Raw genomic sequence first — 17,395 nt, 5'->3', positions numbered from 1 at the left:
AACTCCCTTTGCCCACCAGGGGGCATCGCGGCCAGCGACCACAGTCTTGCTGTCGGCCGGGCCGGCAAGGTCGAGTTCCACGCGGCACCGCGTCCCCCTGTCAGCTGGCCGCACCAGGTCGGCGTCCTGCCCAGGGAAGCAGAGTGCTTCCAGGACCGTGCCACCGCCGGAAAACTGAGCGCGGGGTCGGCGGGCGGGTGCGGGACCGGCGGAGCCGGGTTGCCCTACCAGGTGTTGGTCGGCCTCGGTGGAGTCGGTAAGACCCAGCTCGCTGCCCACCATGCCCGCACTCTCTGGCAGACGGCTCGGCTGGACCTGCTGGTATGGGTCACGGCAGCCACCCGCGACGCGGTCGTCACCGGCTACGCGCAGGCCGCGGCCGAGATCCTCGGCGCGGACCCCGCCAGCCCGGAGTCCGCCGCCTGCTCGTTCCTGGCCTGGCTGGAGCCCAAGCCCACCGCGGCGCGCCGTTGGCTGGTCGTGTTGGACGACCTTGCAGATCCCGCCGACCTGCGGAACCTGTGGCCCCCCGCCAGCCCTCACGGTCGCACCCTGATCACCACCCGCCGCCGCGACGCCGCGCTGATCGGGCACGACCGACGCCTGGTACCGATGGGTCTGTTCACAGAGGACGAGGCTGTCGCCTACCTCACCACGGCCCTTGCCGCGCACGACCGCCACGAGCCCGCCGACGAACTCCTCGGCCTCGCCGACGACCTCGGCCACCTGCCCCTGGCGCTGTCCCAAGCAGTCGCCTACCTCACCGACGTCGACGTGGACTGTGCCACCTATCGACACCGGCTGTCCGACCGCGCCCGCACCCTTTCCGACGCCCTGCCCGACCCGTCCGGGCTGCCCGACGACCAGGCCACCACCGTCGCCGCCGCTTGGTCCCTGTCCATCGAGTGCGCCGACCGCCTCCCACCGGCCCGGCTCGCCCGGCCCATGCTGCAGCTCGCCTCGATGCTCGACCCCAACGGCATCCCCGGCGCCGTCCTGACCAGCCCCCCGGCCCTGGGCCACCTCGCCCGGTACCGGGGTGCCGTCCCGGGGCGGACGGACGCCGCAGAGGTTACGGTCTGGGACGCGACCCAGGCTTTGCGTGCGCTGCACCGCCTCAGCCTGATCGACCACGCGCCCGACAGTCCGCACCACACGGTCCGCGTGCACCAGCTCCTCCAACGTGCCATCCGCGACCTCCTGCCCGCGGAGCAGCACGACCGGCTCGCACGAACCGCCGCCGACGCCCTCATGGCCACCTGGCCCGACATAGAACGCGACACCACCCTCGTCCAGGCCCTGCGCGCCGGCACCGAGGCGCTCACCCTCCACTCCGAGGACGCCCTCTACCGGCCCGATGCCCACCCCGTTCTCCTCCGCAACGGTTTGAGCCTCGGCGAGGCCGGCCAGGTCGCCGCCGCGCTTGACCACATTCGCCGCGTGGCCGATGCCGCCCGGGAGAAGCTGGGCCCCGACCATCTCGACGCCCTCACCGCCCGGAGCCACCTCGGATCGTGGCAGGGGGCGGCCGGGGACGCGGCGGAGGCCGCCACGGCATTCGAGGAGCTGCACAAAGATCTGGAGCGCGCAGTAGGGCCCGACCACCCCGGCACCCTGGTGGCTCGGGGCAAACTCGCCTACTGGCGGGGGGAGGCCGGTGACACGGCGGGCGCCGCGACGGCGTTCGAGGAACTGCTCGCGGACCGGCTTCGGGTGCTCGGACCTGACGACCCCGACACCCTGATCACCAGGGGCAACCTCGCCTTCTTGCGGGGGGAGACGGGGGACGCTGCGGGAGCGGCCACGGCGTTCGAGGAGCTGCTCGCGGACCGGCTTCGGGTGCTGGGACCCGATCACCCCGACACCCTCTGCACCCGTGGCAACCTCGCCTCCTGGCGAGGGGAGGCAGGGGATGCGGCGGGGGCCGCCACCGCCTTCGAGGAGCTGCTGACGGATCTGGAGCGCGTACTGGGGCCCGATCACGCCGACACCCTCTGTACCCGGAGCAACATCGCCTCGTGGCGAGGTGAGGCGGGTGACACCACGGGAGCGGCCACCGCGTTCGAGGAGCTGCTGACGGACCTGGAGCGCGTACTGGGGCCCGACCACCCCGCAGCGCTCTCCACCCGGGGCAACCTCGCGTACTGGCAGGGGAGGGCGGGCGATCGGGAAGCTTCCTCCCGGGCCTTCAAAGACCTGCTCGCGGATCTGGAACGCGTACTGGGGCCCGATCATCCCGACGCTCTCGGCACGCGGGACGACATCGCTTACTGGCGGGGGCGGCGACCGTGGCGGCTGATCACCAACAGGATCAGGTCCGTGGCACGCGACGACTGACGGGTATGCCGCCGCCGTCGCCGTCCGACGGTGCGGAGGTGCGGATGCGGGCGGCTCGCCGCAGCTCGACGCCGCCGGCTCGCCAGGCGGTGGGGGGCGCCCAGTGGGGATGGGTGCACAGGGTCCCCGAGAGGGTGATCAGCCGGCGCCGCAGCGCGGTCGTCCCGGCCCCGGCGGGGGCTTGGGCGAGGTCGGCGTAGGTCTGCTGCCACGCCCGTTGGAGCGTGATCAGGTCCTCGGGGAACTCGGGGAAGCGGAACGGTGGTCTCACACCCCAAGTGAAACATGTGTTCGATTATTTCTGCGAGCGAGCGACGCACCGGTTGCGGCGGGTGTGACTGAGCGCGCTAGGTTCTGTCTCTTTGGTCAGCGTCGGGTCCAGATGAGGATGCCGGCGAGGTGGAGTGCGGCCTGGTAGGCGATGGCGAGCTTGTCGGTTCGTGTGGCCAGGCCGCGCCACTGCTTGAGCCGGTTGATGCAGCGTTCGACCGTGTTCCGCTGCTTGTAGACCTCTCGGTCAAAGCCAGGCGGGCGGCCGCCTCGGTGGCCTCGCCGCAGGCGGTGGCCGATCTGGTCGGACGGCTGCGGGATGACCGCGCGGATGCCCCGGCGTCGCAGGTGGCTGCGGATGGCTCGGGAGGAGTAGGCCCGGTCGGCCAGAACGACGAAGGGGCGGGTCCGCGGCCTGCCCGTGCCTCGGCGGGGCACCCGGATGCGGGCCGTCACCGTCTCGAAGGCGGGTGCGTCACCGGCCTGGCCTGCGGTGACGGTGAATGCCAGCGGCCGTGCCCCACCGTCCGCGGCCAGGTGAACCTTGGTGCTCAGCCCGCCGCGTGAGCGTCCGAGCGCGTGATCGGAGGGCTCGCCGGAGCGGGCCGCCCCCTTTTGCGTGCGCCGGCCGCGTGCTGGTGGGCCCGGACGACCGTGGAGTCCACTGACACGGTCCAGTCGATGTCGTCGTCGGCGTCCGCCGCTGCCAGGACGGAGGCGAGGATTTTCTCCCAGGTGCCGTCGACGGCCCATCTGAGCAGTCGTTTGTGAGCGGTCTGGAACGACCCGAGCTCGTCGGGCAGGTCCCGCCAGGGCGAGCTCGTGCGGTACTTCCAAGCGATGGCCTCAAGGGTGCGGCGGTGGTCGGCCCACCGCCGGCCGCGGACCGGATCGGCCGGCATCAGCGGCTCGATCCGGCCCCACATCGCATCAGTGATCACTAATCGGACAGACACATCCGATCAACTGACCAACCCATCAAAGAGACACGCTCTAGACGCCGGCTGGGAGATCGACTACCGGGCGGACATGGTGCTCCAGCACCCCCGCACCGAGGCGTCCCGGCACGCGGTCTACTACCGCAACACCGGCCGGAACCGGGTCTGGCTGGCCAAGCGGCACCTGCCCGCCGTCCTGGTCCCGGTCTACCTCTCAACCTGGGCCGCCTACACGATCGCGCAGCGACCCCCGCTGTCCGGTCTGGCAGCCTGGTGGGCCGGCTTCTTCGAAGGCGTACGGGTGCCGTGCCCGCCAAGGCAGCCCATGCGGTGGCGGACCGTGGGGCGGATGACCAGGCTGGGCCGACCCCCGGTCATCTGACGCCGCGCGCCCCACTGCTCGTGCACCGCACGGATCGCCACGGCCTGCCCCCTCCAGCTCGCCCCGGCAGCAGGGTGCCGGACCCGCCGCCATCGGAGTAGAGGGCACGGGCCCCGGGGGCGCGGTAGGGCCAGGGCATCGCGGCCGCCACCGCTGCGGCCGTCGTGCGGTCATGCGTGCCCTGCGGACCCTACGGTCGGGGGGTTCAACGCGTCGCACCGTCTGCACAACCTGCTGGAGCAGACCGCAGCAGAGGTTGGCTCCGGCGCCGCGGTATCGAGAGGACCGACGTCGTCGTTCCCAACGGCCTGCTGACCCCGGACCCGGCCGTCATCAACGTGAGGGCTTCCGAGGTCGGGCGTCGCCCTTTCAGCCCGCCACGCCCGTTCCCCTCCGTGGTGCGAGGCGCTGTTCCGCCGACTGTGCAAACGACACTGACTTCGGCGAGGCTCTTAATCTCCTGTTTGGGAGAACCCGCTTCTGGTGGGGCCGCTGCGGATAGGGTCGGGGCAGCTCGTGCCGGCATGGGTGTACGGGTCAGGCCCGGTGCCCAGAGCGCTCTGGGGGCAGTACCACCGGGCTGTCCCGCCCCGCACCGGCTATCGAGCTGCTCACGCAGCTGGTCGGCCGGAGCACGAGGGCCGCACCTTCCTGACCAGAAACCCGTGGCTCTGGTCCCTGAGTCTGAGTGGCGCGACGTGGATCTGGTCGACCGAGAGCCGGGCCTCCTCCAAGTGTGCCGTCTGGGCCGACTTGCAGCCGCCGTCCCGGGGGATCGGTCGCTACTCGAGGACGACCCGCCTGCGTCCGCGGGGAGTCTCGCTCGGTGCGATGTCGCTGAGCGCGCGAGGGGCGGCTGGGCATGCTTCGGCGTACAGCATCTGGATGTCGGCGATGAGTTCGGTGTGGTCGTCGAGGGCGATCTGGCTTGGGTCGGCGGCGTATCTGATCAGGCCGAAGAGGCTGCGGGCTTCTGCACGGGGGCTACGCGCTCCCGATTCCCATCCGCAGGCCAGGGGCCGGGCTGCTCGGGGGTGGCCCGGTCACACGGACGCGTCGGATGCGCGGTCGAGAAAAGAATTGATCGTGGGCGTGTCCACATCCGCATACGAGTGAGTGATGGGAGACGTACGACCGGTGCGGTGAGTGGCCGACACAAGATCACTGGGGTGTTCTGGTGGTGCCTCGGGCACCCGGAAGGGGTGGCTGCGGCTCACCGCCCCTGGCCCCCGGACTTGCCGTCACGCCGCCAGCCCGGGGCGAGGAGAGCGGACCCAGGCGAAGCGACTCCTATGCCCACCAGAACTGGCGCCGATCCGCCCTGCACGCCCGGATCCCCCCACTGCCATTTCGAGTTTGCGGTGCGGGACCTGATGCGTCGCGACGGCTGCACGGATGCGCGACAGGTCGGTGGCCGCGGTGACAACGGCGCCGACGTCAAAGCCACCGACCCCTATGGCCGGCGTTGGTCTGTTAACTGCACTCGGTTGGGTCGTTGAGCGGGACAACGACAAACCCGCCAAGGAGCCCCATTGCCCAAGGACCTGCGACGCGAACTGATCGAGGGACGTCACGACGTGCCCCGTATCGGTTTGGTGGTCCACCTGCTTCGCAAGTTCCCGCCGTACGCCGTGGTCGATGCTGCCGGCGTCCTGGTCGCCCCAGCCGAGTCGTACCTCAAGGATCTCGCCCTCGGTGACAACAGCCCGGCCACCTGCCGCAGCTACGCCTACGATCTGCTGCGTTGGTTCCGGCTGCTGTGGCTGCTGGACGTCGACTGGGAGGAGGCCACCGAGGCGGACGCCGCCGCCATGGTCGGCTGGCTCCGGACGGCGAAGAACCCGCAGCGTCACCGCAGCAATCCGTCCGCCCCACCGCCCGGGTCGGTGAACACCCGCACCGGCAAGCAGTACCTGAAGGCTGGATACGCCCCGAGCACGATCAAGGCTTCTACGCCTTCCACCGGCACTACGGCCGCGGCCCGGTGGCCAACCCGGTTCCGGAATCGGTGCAGCGCCGACGGGCCCTGGCCCATCGAAGCCCGGACGAACCGACGCCGTTGCACCGCCGGGGCCGACTGCGGCAGCGGACCTCACAGAAGCAGCCGCGGGCGATCCCCGACACGATGTGGGACGAGCTGTTCGCGGCCATGAACCACGACCGTGACCGAGCCCTGCTCCAGCTCTACGTCTCCAGCGGAGCCCGCGCCAGCGAACTGCTCGGAATCACCATGGGCGACATCGACTGGTCCGGCCAGCAACTGCACGTCATCACCAAGGGCACCAATCTTCGCGAGCCGGTCCCCGCCAGCCCACAGGGCTTCCTGCTGCTGGCCGCCTACCTCGACGAGGCTGGCGTTCCCGCCGCCGATGAGCCGGTGTGGCGGACTCGTCACGGCGCCGAGAGGCCCCTGACCTACTGGGCGATGCGTCGCACCCTCCAGAGGGCGAACGCCCAGCTCGGTACCAACTGGACCCTCCACGACCTCCGGCACACCGCTGCTCAGCGGATGGCCAACGACCCCCACCTGACTCTCTCGGAAGTACGCGCGATCATGCGACACACCGCCTTGGCCACGACAGGCATCTACCTAACGACCCGCGTCGAGGATCTCTTCGACAAGCTCCAAGAGCACTACAACCGGCCGCGCGTCGAGCGGTCCTTCGCTCCGGGCTACGACCCCGCTGACGTCCGGGCGGTGTTCGGTGGCTAACGTCCAGGGCACCCTTGCCTCGACCTACACCGCCCGCAATCGCCGGACTCTGTTTCGGGGCATGGACTTCGACGAGCCGGTCGCCACCCGCTTCCCGGATGCCGCGGTTAAGGCCGCACCGGCCCCTCGGCCGGACAGCCCGCCAGCACCCTTCGGCGATCTGACCCAGGCCTCGATCCAGCATCTGTGCTCGCTGGTCGAGCAGATCGTGCCGGGTCGCACCCACTCCACCTACGAGAAGCGCCGCCGCGGCCTGCGGCTGCTGTTCACTCATCTGGAAACCCTGCCCGGAGCTGACTGGCAGGCGAAGTGGGAGGCCAGCCCGTTTGACGGTGACAAGGCCCTGCCGGTCAAGACCTTCGTCATCTCCGACCGGGCCCAGGACCGACATGACGTGACCCCGGCGGCAAAGTTGGCGTTCTGCGCGCGGGTGATCCAGCCCTCGGTCGGTGGATTCCGCGCGAACGCCTTCAGCGACTATCCCGAGTGGTTCGGGCCGGCCAGCCACGATCCTGCCCTGGACGTGTTTTATGCAGCCGTCGACGCCCGCCCTGACCTGGGGTTGAGTTACCGCATCCGTATCAAGTTCGACGTCGCTTGCGCGCTCACCACCCAGGGCATCGCCTTGGAGCACCTCACTCCAGAGGCCCTGCTGCACTACTCGCTGGAGTGCCGACGTCTGGGTGTCACACACGGGGCCAGGGGTGATCAGTCGCGCTTCGCGGCTCTGGGCGCCTGGGAGATCCTGCATTCGATCGGACACTTTCCGCCCGGCACCCCCTCCACGCTGCGGAAGTTCATCTACACCGGGCAGCTCACCCCCGAGCAGATGGTCGACCGCTACCCGCTCCGCAGCCAGGCCGTCCGGCAGGTGATTACCGACTACCTCGTCCGCCGGCAGGCTGATACCGACTACATCACCCGGGACGGCCTGGCCCGTCTGCTAGCAGGGACCTTCTGGTCGAAGATCGAGAAGATCTGCCCCGGACAGGCCGACCTCACCCTCCCCAGGATCTGAAGGGGTTCTCCAAGCGTCGTCGCGAGATTAACCGGCGCATGGCCGACCGCACCCGGCAACGGCAGCCGTTGCTGCCTGACCTGGTGAAATACGTTGAAGAACGCCACGAACGACTCCTGGGGCTGCTCGAAGCCGGGCGGCAGGTCAGTCTGGGCGAGCCCTTCGAGTACGACGGCCGTCGTTACCGCCGCAGCAACTCGAAGAAGGACCAGGGGCTGGTCAAGGTCGAGGCCGAACCCCCCGTCCGCGTCCATGACGCAGAAACCAGTGAGCTGATCAACATCACCCTCGCTGAGGACTCGGCGTTCTGGGAGTGGGCCGCGGTTGAGGTCCTGCGGCACAGCGGCATCCGAATCGAAGAGCTGTCAGAACTCACCCACCTCAGCATTCGCCAATACGAGCGACCCAATGGCGAGATCATCGCCTTGCTAGTGATCGCCCCGTCGAAGAACGACCGCGAACGAGTCATCCCCATGTCAGCCGACCTCTTCCACGTCGTGGCCCAGATCATCCGCCGCCACACCCGCGACGGCCGGACGATCCCGCTGGTCAGCCGCTATGACGGGCACGAGAAGAGCTGGTCAGACCGCATGCCCTTCCTCTTCCAGCGACAGGTCGGCACCATCCGCAGCGTCCTGGCGACCGGCACCATGCTCAACATGCTCCGCCGGACCTGCCAAGAGATCGGCGAGACGAACAAAGCCTTCGCCGGACTGACCTTCACCCCGCACGACTTCCGACGGCTCTTCGCCACCGAGATCGTCAACGGCGGACTGCCCATCCACATCGGTGCTGCGTTGCTCGGCCATCTCAATCTCCAGACCACTCAGGGATACGTCGCGGTCTTCAACGAGGACGTCGTCGCTCACTACCAGCACTTCCTGAACAACCGCCGGTCCCTGCGGCCGGCCATCGAATACGGCGAGGTCACCAAGCAGGAGTGGGCTGAGTTCGAGGAGCACTTCGAGAAACGCAAGGTCGAGCTGGGTAACTGCGCTCGCCCTTACGGCACCCCATGCCAACACGAGCACGCCTGCTTCTCTGAACTAGCGATCGCTACTCGAGGCTCTGTGTAAATTGCTGGCAGCTGGGACCTCGCCGGGCAAAGATGCAGCCATGCGCTATGCCAACACCGACCCCGAGCTGATGGACCTGGTCCGACGATTCGTCACGCCCGGCCGGCGGTACCTGCGGCTGGGTGGAAGCTTGTTGCGGTTGAGCGGGCCTGAGCGCGAGTTGTTCGTGAGGGAGCTGGTCCAGGCTGCTGGGGAGATCACTCCCGCTGAACTCGGCATCCTTTTCGAGGGCGGGTGGCGAGAGCGCAGGACTGCCTCCTGGCTGGTTGCCGTGGCTGGCAGGACCGAGTTCCGCAGCCGCATCGGCGAACTCCTGCTGGCCAGCGGAGGCCCCTACGGCGGGTCATACTGCATCACTCTTGCCACTTTCGGCACCAGCGCGGACGCCGATCTGGTCTGCAGTTACCTTGATCGCTACTTGCCTCAACCCGACCTCGTCTGGGACCAGACCTTTGCTCTCAGCACACTGCTTCACCTCGATGCCGTCCTCGGGACCGAGCGAGCATCCCGATACCTTGCCGCCGGTGGCCTGTGGCAGCAGTGGACCGATGCCACGTCGAACATGGTGCGGGATCCGCAGGAGTACCGGCAGGTCGTGGACCGGCTCTGTTCCTTCGCCAGCGAGTGCGCTGAACTCTTCGCCAGAATGGAAACCAGGCGCTGATCTTCCCGGCCTGACCGCTGGACGCCGACTGCTTCGGACCCCTCGGTAGACTCTGGGCAATGACACGAAACCAGGGCCGCTGGCCAAAGATCGACCAGGATGGTGGCATCGAGGACGTGACGCTGCTCATCCTGGAATGGCTGGGCGAGCAGGGCGTGAATGCCATGATCAGGGTGGACGCGGAGGGGGTGGCTGATAACGCGCCAGCGTGGACGTTCGCCGCCAGCGGAGGTCCCCTGGAGCACGACATGCGCACTGATGGGAGCACCGTGCAGCAGTGCATGTCCGCCGCCCTGGCCCGGCTGCGCGAAGCCGGGTTGTCTGTTCCGTTTTGATCTCCGGTCGCCACTTGCTTCGATCACGGCGTTGCTCTTGTGGCCTCTGTGGTGCCTGCCGGCTGGCGGACGCCCGGCATACCGAGTTCGACAGCGATCGACTGTCTCTTGACGAGTGCGTCGACCTGGGCGAGCTTTTCCTCGGCGCCGGCAAGGCTGACCTTGAGTCCTTCGACCTCGCCGAGCCAGCCTTCGCGTTCGGCTTCGGCGGTGCGGGCGATGAGATTGTCGCGGATCTCCTCGATGCGGGAGCGTTGGTCCGGGTCCGGCCTGAGGAGTGCACATCTGACACAAGCGTGCTCATGAACACACGGGGTGGAAAATGCACGGCCGCAGGTGCCGATGGACACCTTGCGCTTCTCGAAGTGCGCGAGGAAGGCATCCCACTCCTCCTCGGTGGGAGTTCGGTATTCCTCGCTGGGCCGGGTGGACCGGCGGCGGGCGATGAACGCCCTGTGCGCCTCGATCGTCTCGGCCGGGTAGACGGCCTTGTAGCCCATCCTTGTATCGATGTTCTTGTGCCCGCAGATCACTTGGGCGATGTGTGGTGGGAGGCCGTTCATGATGGCGTCAGTGACGAAGATCCTCCTGAAGTCGTGCGGGGAGATCGTGAGCGGTGCGCCAGCGGAGTCGATGAGCCCGGTGGCCGCGATCGCGCCAATCAGCAGCGTGCGCAGGAACGTGGGAGTGAAGGCCCGTTGCTCGGTTCCGATCTGCCGCTGGAACAGCAGCGGCATCGGCGGGTTCCAGACCTTCTCACGGACGTCGTAGAACGGCGCCAGCGGGATCGCTCCAGCTGGACCGCGTAGTCGGCGGACGATGGCTGACAGGACGTCCGCCAATTCCGGGCTGACCAGCAGGAGGCGCTCGGTGTCGGTCTTGGACGGGGCGATCTGGAGCAACGGAACGATCTCGCCGGTGGTCGGGAGCCGGTACTGGGTGACGCTGTGGTGGGTCAACTCCAAGAGCTCTTCGTTGCGGATGCCCGTCAGGCGGAGGACCTCGACGGCGGCGAACGCCCAGAACGCTTCCTCCTCCTCGAAGGAGAGGTTCCGGCGTCGGCCGGTGGCAGTCTCCTCGGCCCAGGTGAGGTGTCCCGCGGCCTTGGACGTGACGGCTCGGCGAAGCGATCCCTCGGTGCCGGGGATCACCGTCCCTGGCTCGGTGGCCTGCGCAGTCCGGAGCAACTCGAAGGCCGCGAGCCTGCGGCGGTTGGCGGTGCTGACCAGCACGGGGAGCACGGGAAGGCGCTCGCGGGTGCGCTGATCCATCCGTGCCTTGCGGTGCTTGCGCTCCTTGGCCTTGCGGATCTCGTCATCGCTGATCGGGCAGCGTACGACCCACGGTCCCCAGCGGGCCGGTTCCTCCGTTGCCCAGTGGGCGAGGTCTAGATAGAAGGCTCGGACCCGCATCAGCTCGTCCTTGGCGTTGAGCCGGGGCTGGCGATCTCGACCGTCGCCCCGTCGGGGCCGGTGATGGTACGCCGCTTGGTGCTCAGGTCTTCCTTCCAGGTCCGCGCCAGCACCGGCGGCAGCAAAAGAGTGTCGATGCCCGGTGACAGCGCTTCGATCCGCGTCCAGAACAGCCCCGCCAACGATCGTGAGATCGCGTCCAAGCTGGCGAAGTCCAATGACGGCTGCCGTTCGCGAAGGTAGTCCACGAGCAGATCCCGGATCGGGCGGCACCGGATCGGGTAGCGGTCCACAAGCTCCTCGATGCTCAGCTGGCCGAGAGCCTGGCCGAACGCCCGGATCGTTGCCGGGGCATCGTCAGGGAAGACGCCCATGGTCCGAAGCCGCAGGTAGAAGTCGACCTTGTGCTGTCCGCCGCGGACATGGACCCGGCGTTGGGTGTCGAACAGCTCCACGCAGTCCCCAACCGTGATGTCCTGGATGAGCCCGCCTTTGCAGGCCAGGAGGACGGCGATCCGGGTCGCTGCGATCTGGGCGTCTTTACTGGAGTGCGATTGCGCGGCGGCCATCTGCACCAAGTGCTCGAACCCGTCCGGGTCACGGACCTCGGCCATGATGGTGGCCAGGTATCGGTGGGTGCGGGTGAGCATCCAGGGCAGGCTGGGACGGATCACATCACCGGCGATCAGCAGCAGCAACCCGGTGGACAGGTCAGCGCGGACGTACGACGACGGCGACCCTGCCTGCTGGCTCAGGAAACGCAGAGGGAGCTCTGTCCAGTCCGCGCCGGGAAGATCCTCGACGCCGCTGCGTGCCCACCTCTCTTGCCAGGTATCTCTAGGGAGGCTTGAGAGCCAGTCCAACATCTTCGCAACCCCGCGCCGACGGCCTGCTCTGGTCGCCTTGGCCGCTTGCAGGAACGGTGGCGCGGTCAGCCGCCGCACAACCTCCTCGACTGATCGGCTGGTCGCCGGCCAGCGGACTTCGGCGGCTCGCGGCGGGAATCGTTCCCGAAGCACGCTGTTCCGCGCTCGTGCCTGCTCAGCGGTCGCGTTCGCGGCTTGCAGCGGTGGGCGAGTCGAGTGCTTCTTGGTGATAGTCATGATGACCGCCCGAACAGGACGTCCAGGGTCTCGGGGTCGTAACCCGGGGCCGGAGGCGGGGGCACCGGCTCGGTGCGCTGGTCCGCCCGCCGCGCGTGGTGGGCCAGCACCTGGGCGACGACCTCGTCCTGGCGCGGGTTGAGGTAGATCTCGGTCGTGGTCAGATGCGCGTGCCCGAGGACCCACTGCACGTCGGTCAGCGTCAGCGCCGGGTTGCGCACCATGCGGACGGCGGCGCTGTGACGAAGGTCGTGAAGGGTCCAGTCCGCGCCGAAGCTGGCGTTGAGCCGCTCGAACATCCGGTGGGCGCCGTGGTAGGTCAACGGCTGAAACGGACGCCGCAGCGTCCACCACACTGGCCGCGTCAGGCCCCGCGGCACCAGCCCGTGCAGCTCCTGCTGGTAGAGCCGCAGCCACACGAACGCATCCGCTGAGGCCGGCACCTGCTGCCGTGCCCGGGAGCCCTTCCGGACAACGCTGATCAGCTGCTGTCCCGGATCGACGTCGCACTGACGGACGCCGATCAACTCCGATGCCCGGACCCCGCTGGAGATCCAAAACGCGATCATGGCCCGGTCCCGGTTCGACGGCAGCGCCGCGAACAGCGTGTTGAACCACTCGTCCGGGATCGAGCGCGGAATCCGGCGCGGAATCGTGGGCCGATAACGGCCGGTCCGCTCCGGCGCCCAGGTTTCCATCGGGTTGTGGTGCGCGTGCGCGCGGCCGGAACGACGAGCCAGGTCCAGCGGAAACGGGTTGAGCAACGGCCCGGATCCGGCGTCACGGTGCAGGTCGTAGAACCGGCGCAGCACCGTCTCGCTGTGGGCGACGGTCGACGGGGCATAGCCGAGCCCAGGGCTCGTTTTCCCGGTCACCGGGCTCGGGGCGCCGACGGTGCGGGCCGGCTGCCGCTTGGCCGCCGTCGCTCGCGGCTTGACCGTCAGCTGGATCCAGCAGCTGAAATCCCGAGCGTCCATGCGTGTCGCTCGATTCCACGGCACCTCGACTGCGTGCAGGAACCGCCACCACCGCAGTAGGTCCATGCCGTAGGAGCGGACGGTCGCGGCCGCTTTCCCGGCTGCGAGCAGCTCCTGGAAGAACACTGGGACCGGTGCCACGGTCGCGCCGTCGGCGTCGACGAGCCGGTAGGGCTCGTACCGGTCGCCGATTTCCACCAGCCGGCCCCACCGAGGAACGGCCAATCTCGACAGATCCCGTTCGGGCACACGATCGTTCATCACGACCGCAGACCGTACTGGGCGACAACCTCACCTGTGCCCTGAACTGCACAATCAACGTGCTTCGTTCAGTCAACGGGGCATCCGTTGCCCGGTCCTCCAGGTCAACCCCAAGATGTTGTCCCGGCTCGAAGAGCTGGAGAAGGACCTAATCCTGCGGCGCAAGCGGGCCGAACTCGAAGGATGGCTGGGAGAGATCGACGGCATCGACAAGACCCTGACCTTCCTCCGGGCCAAGCGCATTGAGGCCGAAAGGATCAAGCAACGAACCGCCGTCCACCTCGGCCTGCCCCACGTCCGTCGCCCCAGGACTGATCAAACTGTCACCGAATGATGACGCTCACGCCCTGTTCTTCGAAGATCTCCAGGAGTAGGTCGAACAACGCGACTTCGCGTTCTCCGGAGGGCACACGGTCTTGCAGCCGTGCCTTGGCCTGGGCTGAGGAATCCCAGTGCACGGTGAACGGCGTAGTGGCACCCCAGCCCCCTCTCAGGCAGTCGCTCAGAGCATCGAGGTTCCAGCCGAAGTATCCGCCGGGGCCGTTGATGGCTTCACCGATCGCGCAGTAGAAGCTGTCTCGGTCAACGATGTGCCGACCGTCCAAGGTGAACACCTGGCCTGCAGGAGCGTCGGCCTTCCCCTGGCGTTGGTACTCCTGGGAACACAGCGTCACCGACAGCCATGCTCGTCTGTCCTCGGGGGCGAACTCGTGCCACATACCGGTGCGGTCCAGATGACCCGTGCGGATCAGGTCCCATACTCGTTCCGCTCCGGCCACGGCGTTCTCGCACCACAGCGTCATCGTGAGGTCGACGAGGCCGGCCCCGCAGGCGGAGGGCTTGACGTCGACGACGGTGACCTCATTGACGAAGTAGGACCCCATGGTGGCACCGTCACCGTCGAGGAGCTCGAACCAGGCATTCCCCGCCAAGGCGCGACGACTGCCGACGTGGCCAACGCTCTCCAGTAGGCCGCCCTGCGGGAGGCAGCCCGTGAGGTGCACTCGGCGTGTTCCCTCTTCGTCCGGCAGCGGCGTGAACAACCCCTCGGCCTCGTGAGCAAAGCCCCAGAAGTCAGCGTCGTCCTCATCCGAGGTCAGGGCGTACTCCTGCCCCTCACCGCTCCGACCTGATGTTCGCATCGCACTCCCCATGAGAGCGCTGATCTTACCGGCGCCCCGGTGACCTGGTAGGCGGTCGCCGACCTGTCCACCCCATGACACTTCGGAGGCTCTTGGACGAGTCACGGATCCCCATAGCCCGTGAGAGTGAAGTGCAGAGAAGGGTCATCCAGTGCAAGCACAGGAAGGACGGCTGGTCGGGCAAGCCCGTCGGGAGCCCTGACCTTCAGGTCCTGAACGGCACTGGCAGGCAGGTCCACCACGGTGATGTCGTGGTCATGTTGACCAACGGCCGTATCACCGCCAACGCCGCGCAGTTCGCGAAGTCTCAGCGGCTTCACCTCGTCGACCGCCATCTCCTCGCCGAATGGGCCGGCGGGTCCCATCCCCTGTGGGAACTCCTGCACGCCCTCCCTCCTGCCAGCCGCCGAGAGGCTCCCTAGGGGTCGCCACCACCTATGAAACGCCCGGCCTCGGACGAAACTCTCGATCTCGCCCACCCGCAGGCATCCGGCTGACACAATGACTCGGCTGGGCTTGAGGACAGTGGAAGAACCTACATGTAGTGACCGCTTGGAAATGCGGCGCGAACAGGCCACGTCCCCGCCAAACGTCCGACCCGTGGACGATTGCCTGGCACTCCGACTACAAGTTTTGTCATGCCCGGAGGAGGACGACGCGACGGGTCCGCGTCGGCCTGCACTATGCATGACCTCTTCCCCAACACCCTGGCGGGGATCTTGAGCGGGGTGGGAACCTTCATCACCCTCGCCACAGCTACTTGGGCTCGTACGCGTCTGGGCTCTCGCAGCAGATCCGCGGGACCTGATTCTCAACTGAGCCCTGTCGTTCCAACCCTGGGAGCGAGCGAAGAGGTGAGGCCGTCCGACGCCTCATCCGTCCAGGGAAGCACAACCATGCCTAGCACCCCCCGCACCTACACCGCCATCAGCACTCTCGGTGCTGATGGCCGCCCGGCTCACTTCATCACTGCCCAGCCGGTCGGCGCGGTCGTCATCCAGCAGTTCGGGACCCGTCCGGAGCGGTTCCTACTCACCGATGTCCAGCTCGCCGACGGCTCCTTCGTCGCCGAGCCGCTCGACCGCTACCTGTAAACCAGGGTGGGCCGCGCCTGCCCCATCGCGGTCCGGCTACAGGATGGTCAGGTGCTGTCGCACGGCGCTGGCGAGCTCGGCGTAGAAGTCGATGCGGTCCTGGGCCTGGAGGACCTGGGCGCACACGGTCAGCATGCCTGTGCGGGCCTCGGGCCGGTCCAGGACGCAGGGCCAGCCGGGTCCGGATGTGCGCTGCCGTCTCGGGGGTGAGCAGTGTGTACACGTAGAGGGTGGCTGCGTCGTAGCCGTACGGGGCGCGGCCCCATCCCTCCCAGTCCAGGATGTGCGGGGTGCGGGGGTGATGTTCGCCCAGTGGAGGTCTCCGTGGCGGTGGTCCAGGTGACGTCGTCGACCTGGTGGCCGGTGAATTCGGGGATGACGCGGCGCAGGTACTCCTCGCGTACGGCCTCGCGGTCCGCCGGCGGGGGCACGTCGGCGAGGGCGTCCAGGGCGGGCCGTCATCTCCTTCCACCACGTCTCGGGCAGGCTGGGGGTCCTCAGTGAGGACGGGGCGCGGGGAGACGATCGGGTTCGGGGGTGAAGGCGTATTGCTCGGCCCGGTAGGCGTACGCCTGTCGGTCCAGTCCCGGACGTGGAGCAGTTCGGGGCGTGGCACCGAGGCGGGGAGGGTGCGGGAGGTGGACGGCCGTTCCACAGGATGCCGCCTTCGGTGCCGGCCTCGGCGCAGACCACGCGGAGCCAGTGCGGGCCGGCGGCCGACAGGGTGCGGCCCTGGTACCCCCCACACCCGGCGGCCGGTGGCGCGCAGGCCGAACTGGTCGGCGGCGGTGCTGCTGGGCGGCCAGCATCCGGTCGACGGTGGCGGGGCGGGGGCCTCGAACATGGCGGTCCTACCTGTGGGAGACGGCTGCCGCGTCCTTGGATACCAGCTCGGTGGCGAGCGCCGCGACCTGTTCCATGGTGAGGCCGGAGCGCTCGGCCAGGTCCCCGAAGGTGAGGCGGGCGCCGGAGACCAGGGCCTCCAAGGCGGGGCGGACGGAGGTGTGGAGCTCCCAACGGCAGGCCCGCGTGCTGCGCGAGCTCAGCCAGCGGGCCTTACCCGATCCGGAGGAGCACACTGCCGGCCAGCCAGCCCCCATCGACACCAGGGTTCAGCACCGGCGCCGCGAGTTCGCCGCCACGGAAACCGCGGCCCTGCGCCGGGGCCGCGATCACGCTGCCGCAGGCCGCCCCGCTGAGGCCCACAGCATGACCGGAACAGTTGGAGACAAGGGAGCGGCCTGACTCGCCCCGCCCCCGCTACCCTTCTGATCCTCATCTATGGGGGGAGTCGCTGCGTGCGCGCCTTGGAAGACATAAGGAACCAGGTGAGGTCTCTGACCTCCCGCCGCTACGTGGACGAGGCGATTGCCGCGTACGGCGCGTCCGCTTACCGCTCCGCGTTGATGTCGACCTGGATCGCCGTGGCCGCAGACATCATCGGCAAGATCCGCTTGCTTGCGGACGAAGGAGAGGGCGTCGCCGTCAGCCTGCGTGATTCGCTGAACAACGCAATAGCATCCAACGACGTCCCCGCCCTGCAGAAGTTCGAGACGAGCCTGATCAAGACGGCGCACGAGGACCTTGAGCTGATCGGCCGACGTGAGGCCGATGAGCTCACCCGCCTCTACAAGGACCGCAACCTCTGTGCCCACCCGCCTTCGTCGCCGGAA

Annotated in this window: 16 protein-coding genes and 4 pseudogenes; 13 read left to right on the top strand and 7 right to left on the bottom strand. The window is 68.3% G+C overall.

The window, feature by feature from the left end; translation table 11 throughout:
* Window positions 1-219 precede the first annotated feature (219 nt).
* Entirely contained in the window at window positions 220-2,337 is a 2,118-nt protein-coding gene (gene fxsT / locus Sspor_RS02685) for an FxSxx-COOH system tetratricopeptide repeat protein (RefSeq protein ID WP_237403626.1), read from the top strand.
* Here fxsT and Sspor_RS02680 read toward each other — a convergent pair.
* Both Sspor_RS02680 and Sspor_RS02675 read right to left on the bottom strand, forming a co-directional pair.
* Entirely contained in the window at window positions 2,312-2,608 is a 297-nt protein-coding gene (locus Sspor_RS02680; RefSeq protein WP_202197557.1) for a DUF8825 domain-containing protein, read from the bottom strand. The genes fxsT and Sspor_RS02680 overlap by 26 nt on opposite strands.
* A gap of 95 nt (window positions 2,609-2,703) precedes the next feature.
* A protein-coding gene (locus tag Sspor_RS02675) for an IS5 family transposase (protein WP_444546260.1) occupies window positions 2,704-3,533 on the bottom strand; the annotation gives its coding sequence in 2 pieces (ribosomal slippage) (window positions 2,704-3,192 and window positions 3,195-3,533; 828 coding nt in all).
* A gap of 64 nt (window positions 3,534-3,597) precedes the next feature.
* Here Sspor_RS02675 and Sspor_RS02670 point away from each other — a divergent pair.
* The 8 genes and pseudogenes from Sspor_RS02670 to Sspor_RS02645 all read left to right on the top strand — a co-directional run.
* Window positions 3,598-3,927: pseudogene (locus tag Sspor_RS02670) on the top strand (glycosyltransferase family 2 protein); the annotation flags it as partial.
* Window positions 3,928-5,267: 1,340 nt separating this feature from the next.
* Window positions 5,268-5,408: pseudogene (locus tag Sspor_RS40220) on the top strand (restriction endonuclease); the annotation flags it as partial.
* A 51-nt stretch (window positions 5,409-5,459) separates the two neighbouring features.
* Entirely contained in the window at window positions 5,460-6,080 is a 621-nt protein-coding gene (locus tag Sspor_RS41280) for a site-specific integrase (protein WP_308295773.1), read from the top strand.
* Window positions 6,053-6,640, top strand: coding sequence for a tyrosine-type recombinase/integrase (locus Sspor_RS41275; RefSeq protein WP_308295774.1), 588 nt, complete (start codon window positions 6,053-6,055; stop codon window positions 6,638-6,640). Before Sspor_RS41280 ends, Sspor_RS41275 begins: the two co-directional genes overlap by 28 nt.
* Before the next feature lie 61 nt (window positions 6,641-6,701).
* Complete coding sequence (locus tag Sspor_RS02660; protein ID WP_202197556.1) at window positions 6,702-7,658, top strand: hypothetical protein; 957 nt, start codon at window positions 6,702-6,704, stop codon at window positions 7,656-7,658.
* Window positions 7,659-7,696: 38 nt separating this feature from the next.
* Window positions 7,697-8,734, top strand: a complete 1,038-nt coding sequence (locus tag Sspor_RS02655) for a tyrosine-type recombinase/integrase (protein WP_202197555.1) — start codon at window positions 7,697-7,699, stop codon at window positions 8,732-8,734.
* 40 nt (window positions 8,735-8,774) lie between these two features.
* Window positions 8,775-9,398, top strand: coding sequence for a DUF6000 family protein (locus tag Sspor_RS02650; protein ID WP_202197506.1), 624 nt, complete (start codon window positions 8,775-8,777; stop codon window positions 9,396-9,398).
* A 59-nt stretch (window positions 9,399-9,457) separates the two neighbouring features.
* Window positions 9,458-9,733, top strand: coding sequence for a hypothetical protein (locus Sspor_RS02645; protein ID WP_202197505.1), 276 nt, complete (start codon window positions 9,458-9,460; stop codon window positions 9,731-9,733).
* A gap of 23 nt (window positions 9,734-9,756) precedes the next feature.
* On the opposite strand, the gene Sspor_RS02640 is transcribed toward Sspor_RS02645, so the two are convergent.
* The 3 genes from Sspor_RS02640 to Sspor_RS02630 are packed head-to-tail and all read right to left on the bottom strand — an operon-like array spanning window position 9,757 to window position 13,486.
* Window positions 9,757-11,145, bottom strand: a complete 1,389-nt coding sequence (locus Sspor_RS02640) for a tyrosine-type recombinase/integrase (protein ID WP_237403615.1) — start codon at window positions 11,143-11,145, stop codon at window positions 9,757-9,759.
* On the bottom strand, window positions 11,145-12,248 hold the full coding sequence (locus tag Sspor_RS02635) for a hypothetical protein (protein ID WP_202197504.1): 1,104 nt from the start codon (window positions 12,246-12,248) through the stop codon (window positions 11,145-11,147). Before Sspor_RS02635 ends, Sspor_RS02640 begins: the two co-directional genes overlap by 1 nt.
* Window positions 12,245-13,486: a tyrosine-type recombinase/integrase gene (locus Sspor_RS02630; protein WP_202197536.1), complete on the bottom strand. Its 1,242-nt coding sequence runs from the start codon at window positions 13,484-13,486 to the stop codon at window positions 12,245-12,247. The genes Sspor_RS02635 and Sspor_RS02630 overlap by 4 nt, the downstream gene beginning before the upstream one ends.
* A 115-nt stretch (window positions 13,487-13,601) precedes the next feature.
* On the opposite strand from Sspor_RS02630, the gene Sspor_RS02625 reads away from it, so the two are divergent.
* Window positions 13,602-13,820 carry a recombinase gene (locus Sspor_RS02625; RefSeq protein WP_202197503.1) on the top strand — a complete coding sequence of 73 codons (219 nt, stop codon included), beginning with the start codon at window positions 13,602-13,604 and terminating at the stop codon, window positions 13,818-13,820.
* Here Sspor_RS02625 and Sspor_RS02620 read toward each other — a convergent pair.
* Entirely contained in the window at window positions 13,810-14,640 is an 831-nt protein-coding gene (locus Sspor_RS02620) for a barstar family protein (RefSeq protein ID WP_237403614.1), read from the bottom strand. The genes Sspor_RS02625 and Sspor_RS02620 overlap by 11 nt on opposite strands.
* Before the next feature lie 122 nt (window positions 14,641-14,762).
* On the opposite strand from Sspor_RS02620, the pseudogene Sspor_RS02615 reads away from it, so the two are divergent.
* Window positions 14,763-15,050: pseudogene (locus tag Sspor_RS02615) on the top strand (restriction endonuclease); the annotation flags it as partial.
* Between the two features lie 474 nt (window positions 15,051-15,524).
* Window positions 15,525-15,722: a hypothetical protein gene (locus Sspor_RS02610; RefSeq protein ID WP_202197501.1), complete on the top strand. Its 198-nt coding sequence runs from the start codon at window positions 15,525-15,527 to the stop codon at window positions 15,720-15,722.
* 851 nt (window positions 15,723-16,573) lie between these two features.
* Here the strand turns inward: Sspor_RS02610 and Sspor_RS02605 are convergent.
* Window positions 16,574-16,822, bottom strand: coding sequence for a hypothetical protein (locus tag Sspor_RS02605; protein ID WP_202197499.1), 249 nt, complete (start codon window positions 16,820-16,822; stop codon window positions 16,574-16,576).
* Between the two features lie 198 nt (window positions 16,823-17,020).
* On the opposite strand from Sspor_RS02605, the pseudogene Sspor_RS02600 reads away from it, so the two are divergent.
* Window positions 17,021-17,395 (top strand): annotated as a pseudogene (locus tag Sspor_RS02600) (hypothetical protein); the annotation flags it as partial.

The organism is Streptomyces spororaveus (assembly GCF_016755875.1).
GTDB classification, from domain to species: Bacteria; Actinomycetota; Actinomycetes; order Streptomycetales; family Streptomycetaceae; genus Streptomyces; species Streptomyces spororaveus.
Note: the sequence above shows the minus strand (reverse complement) of the source record. Positions and strands in the feature narration are given on the sequence as shown.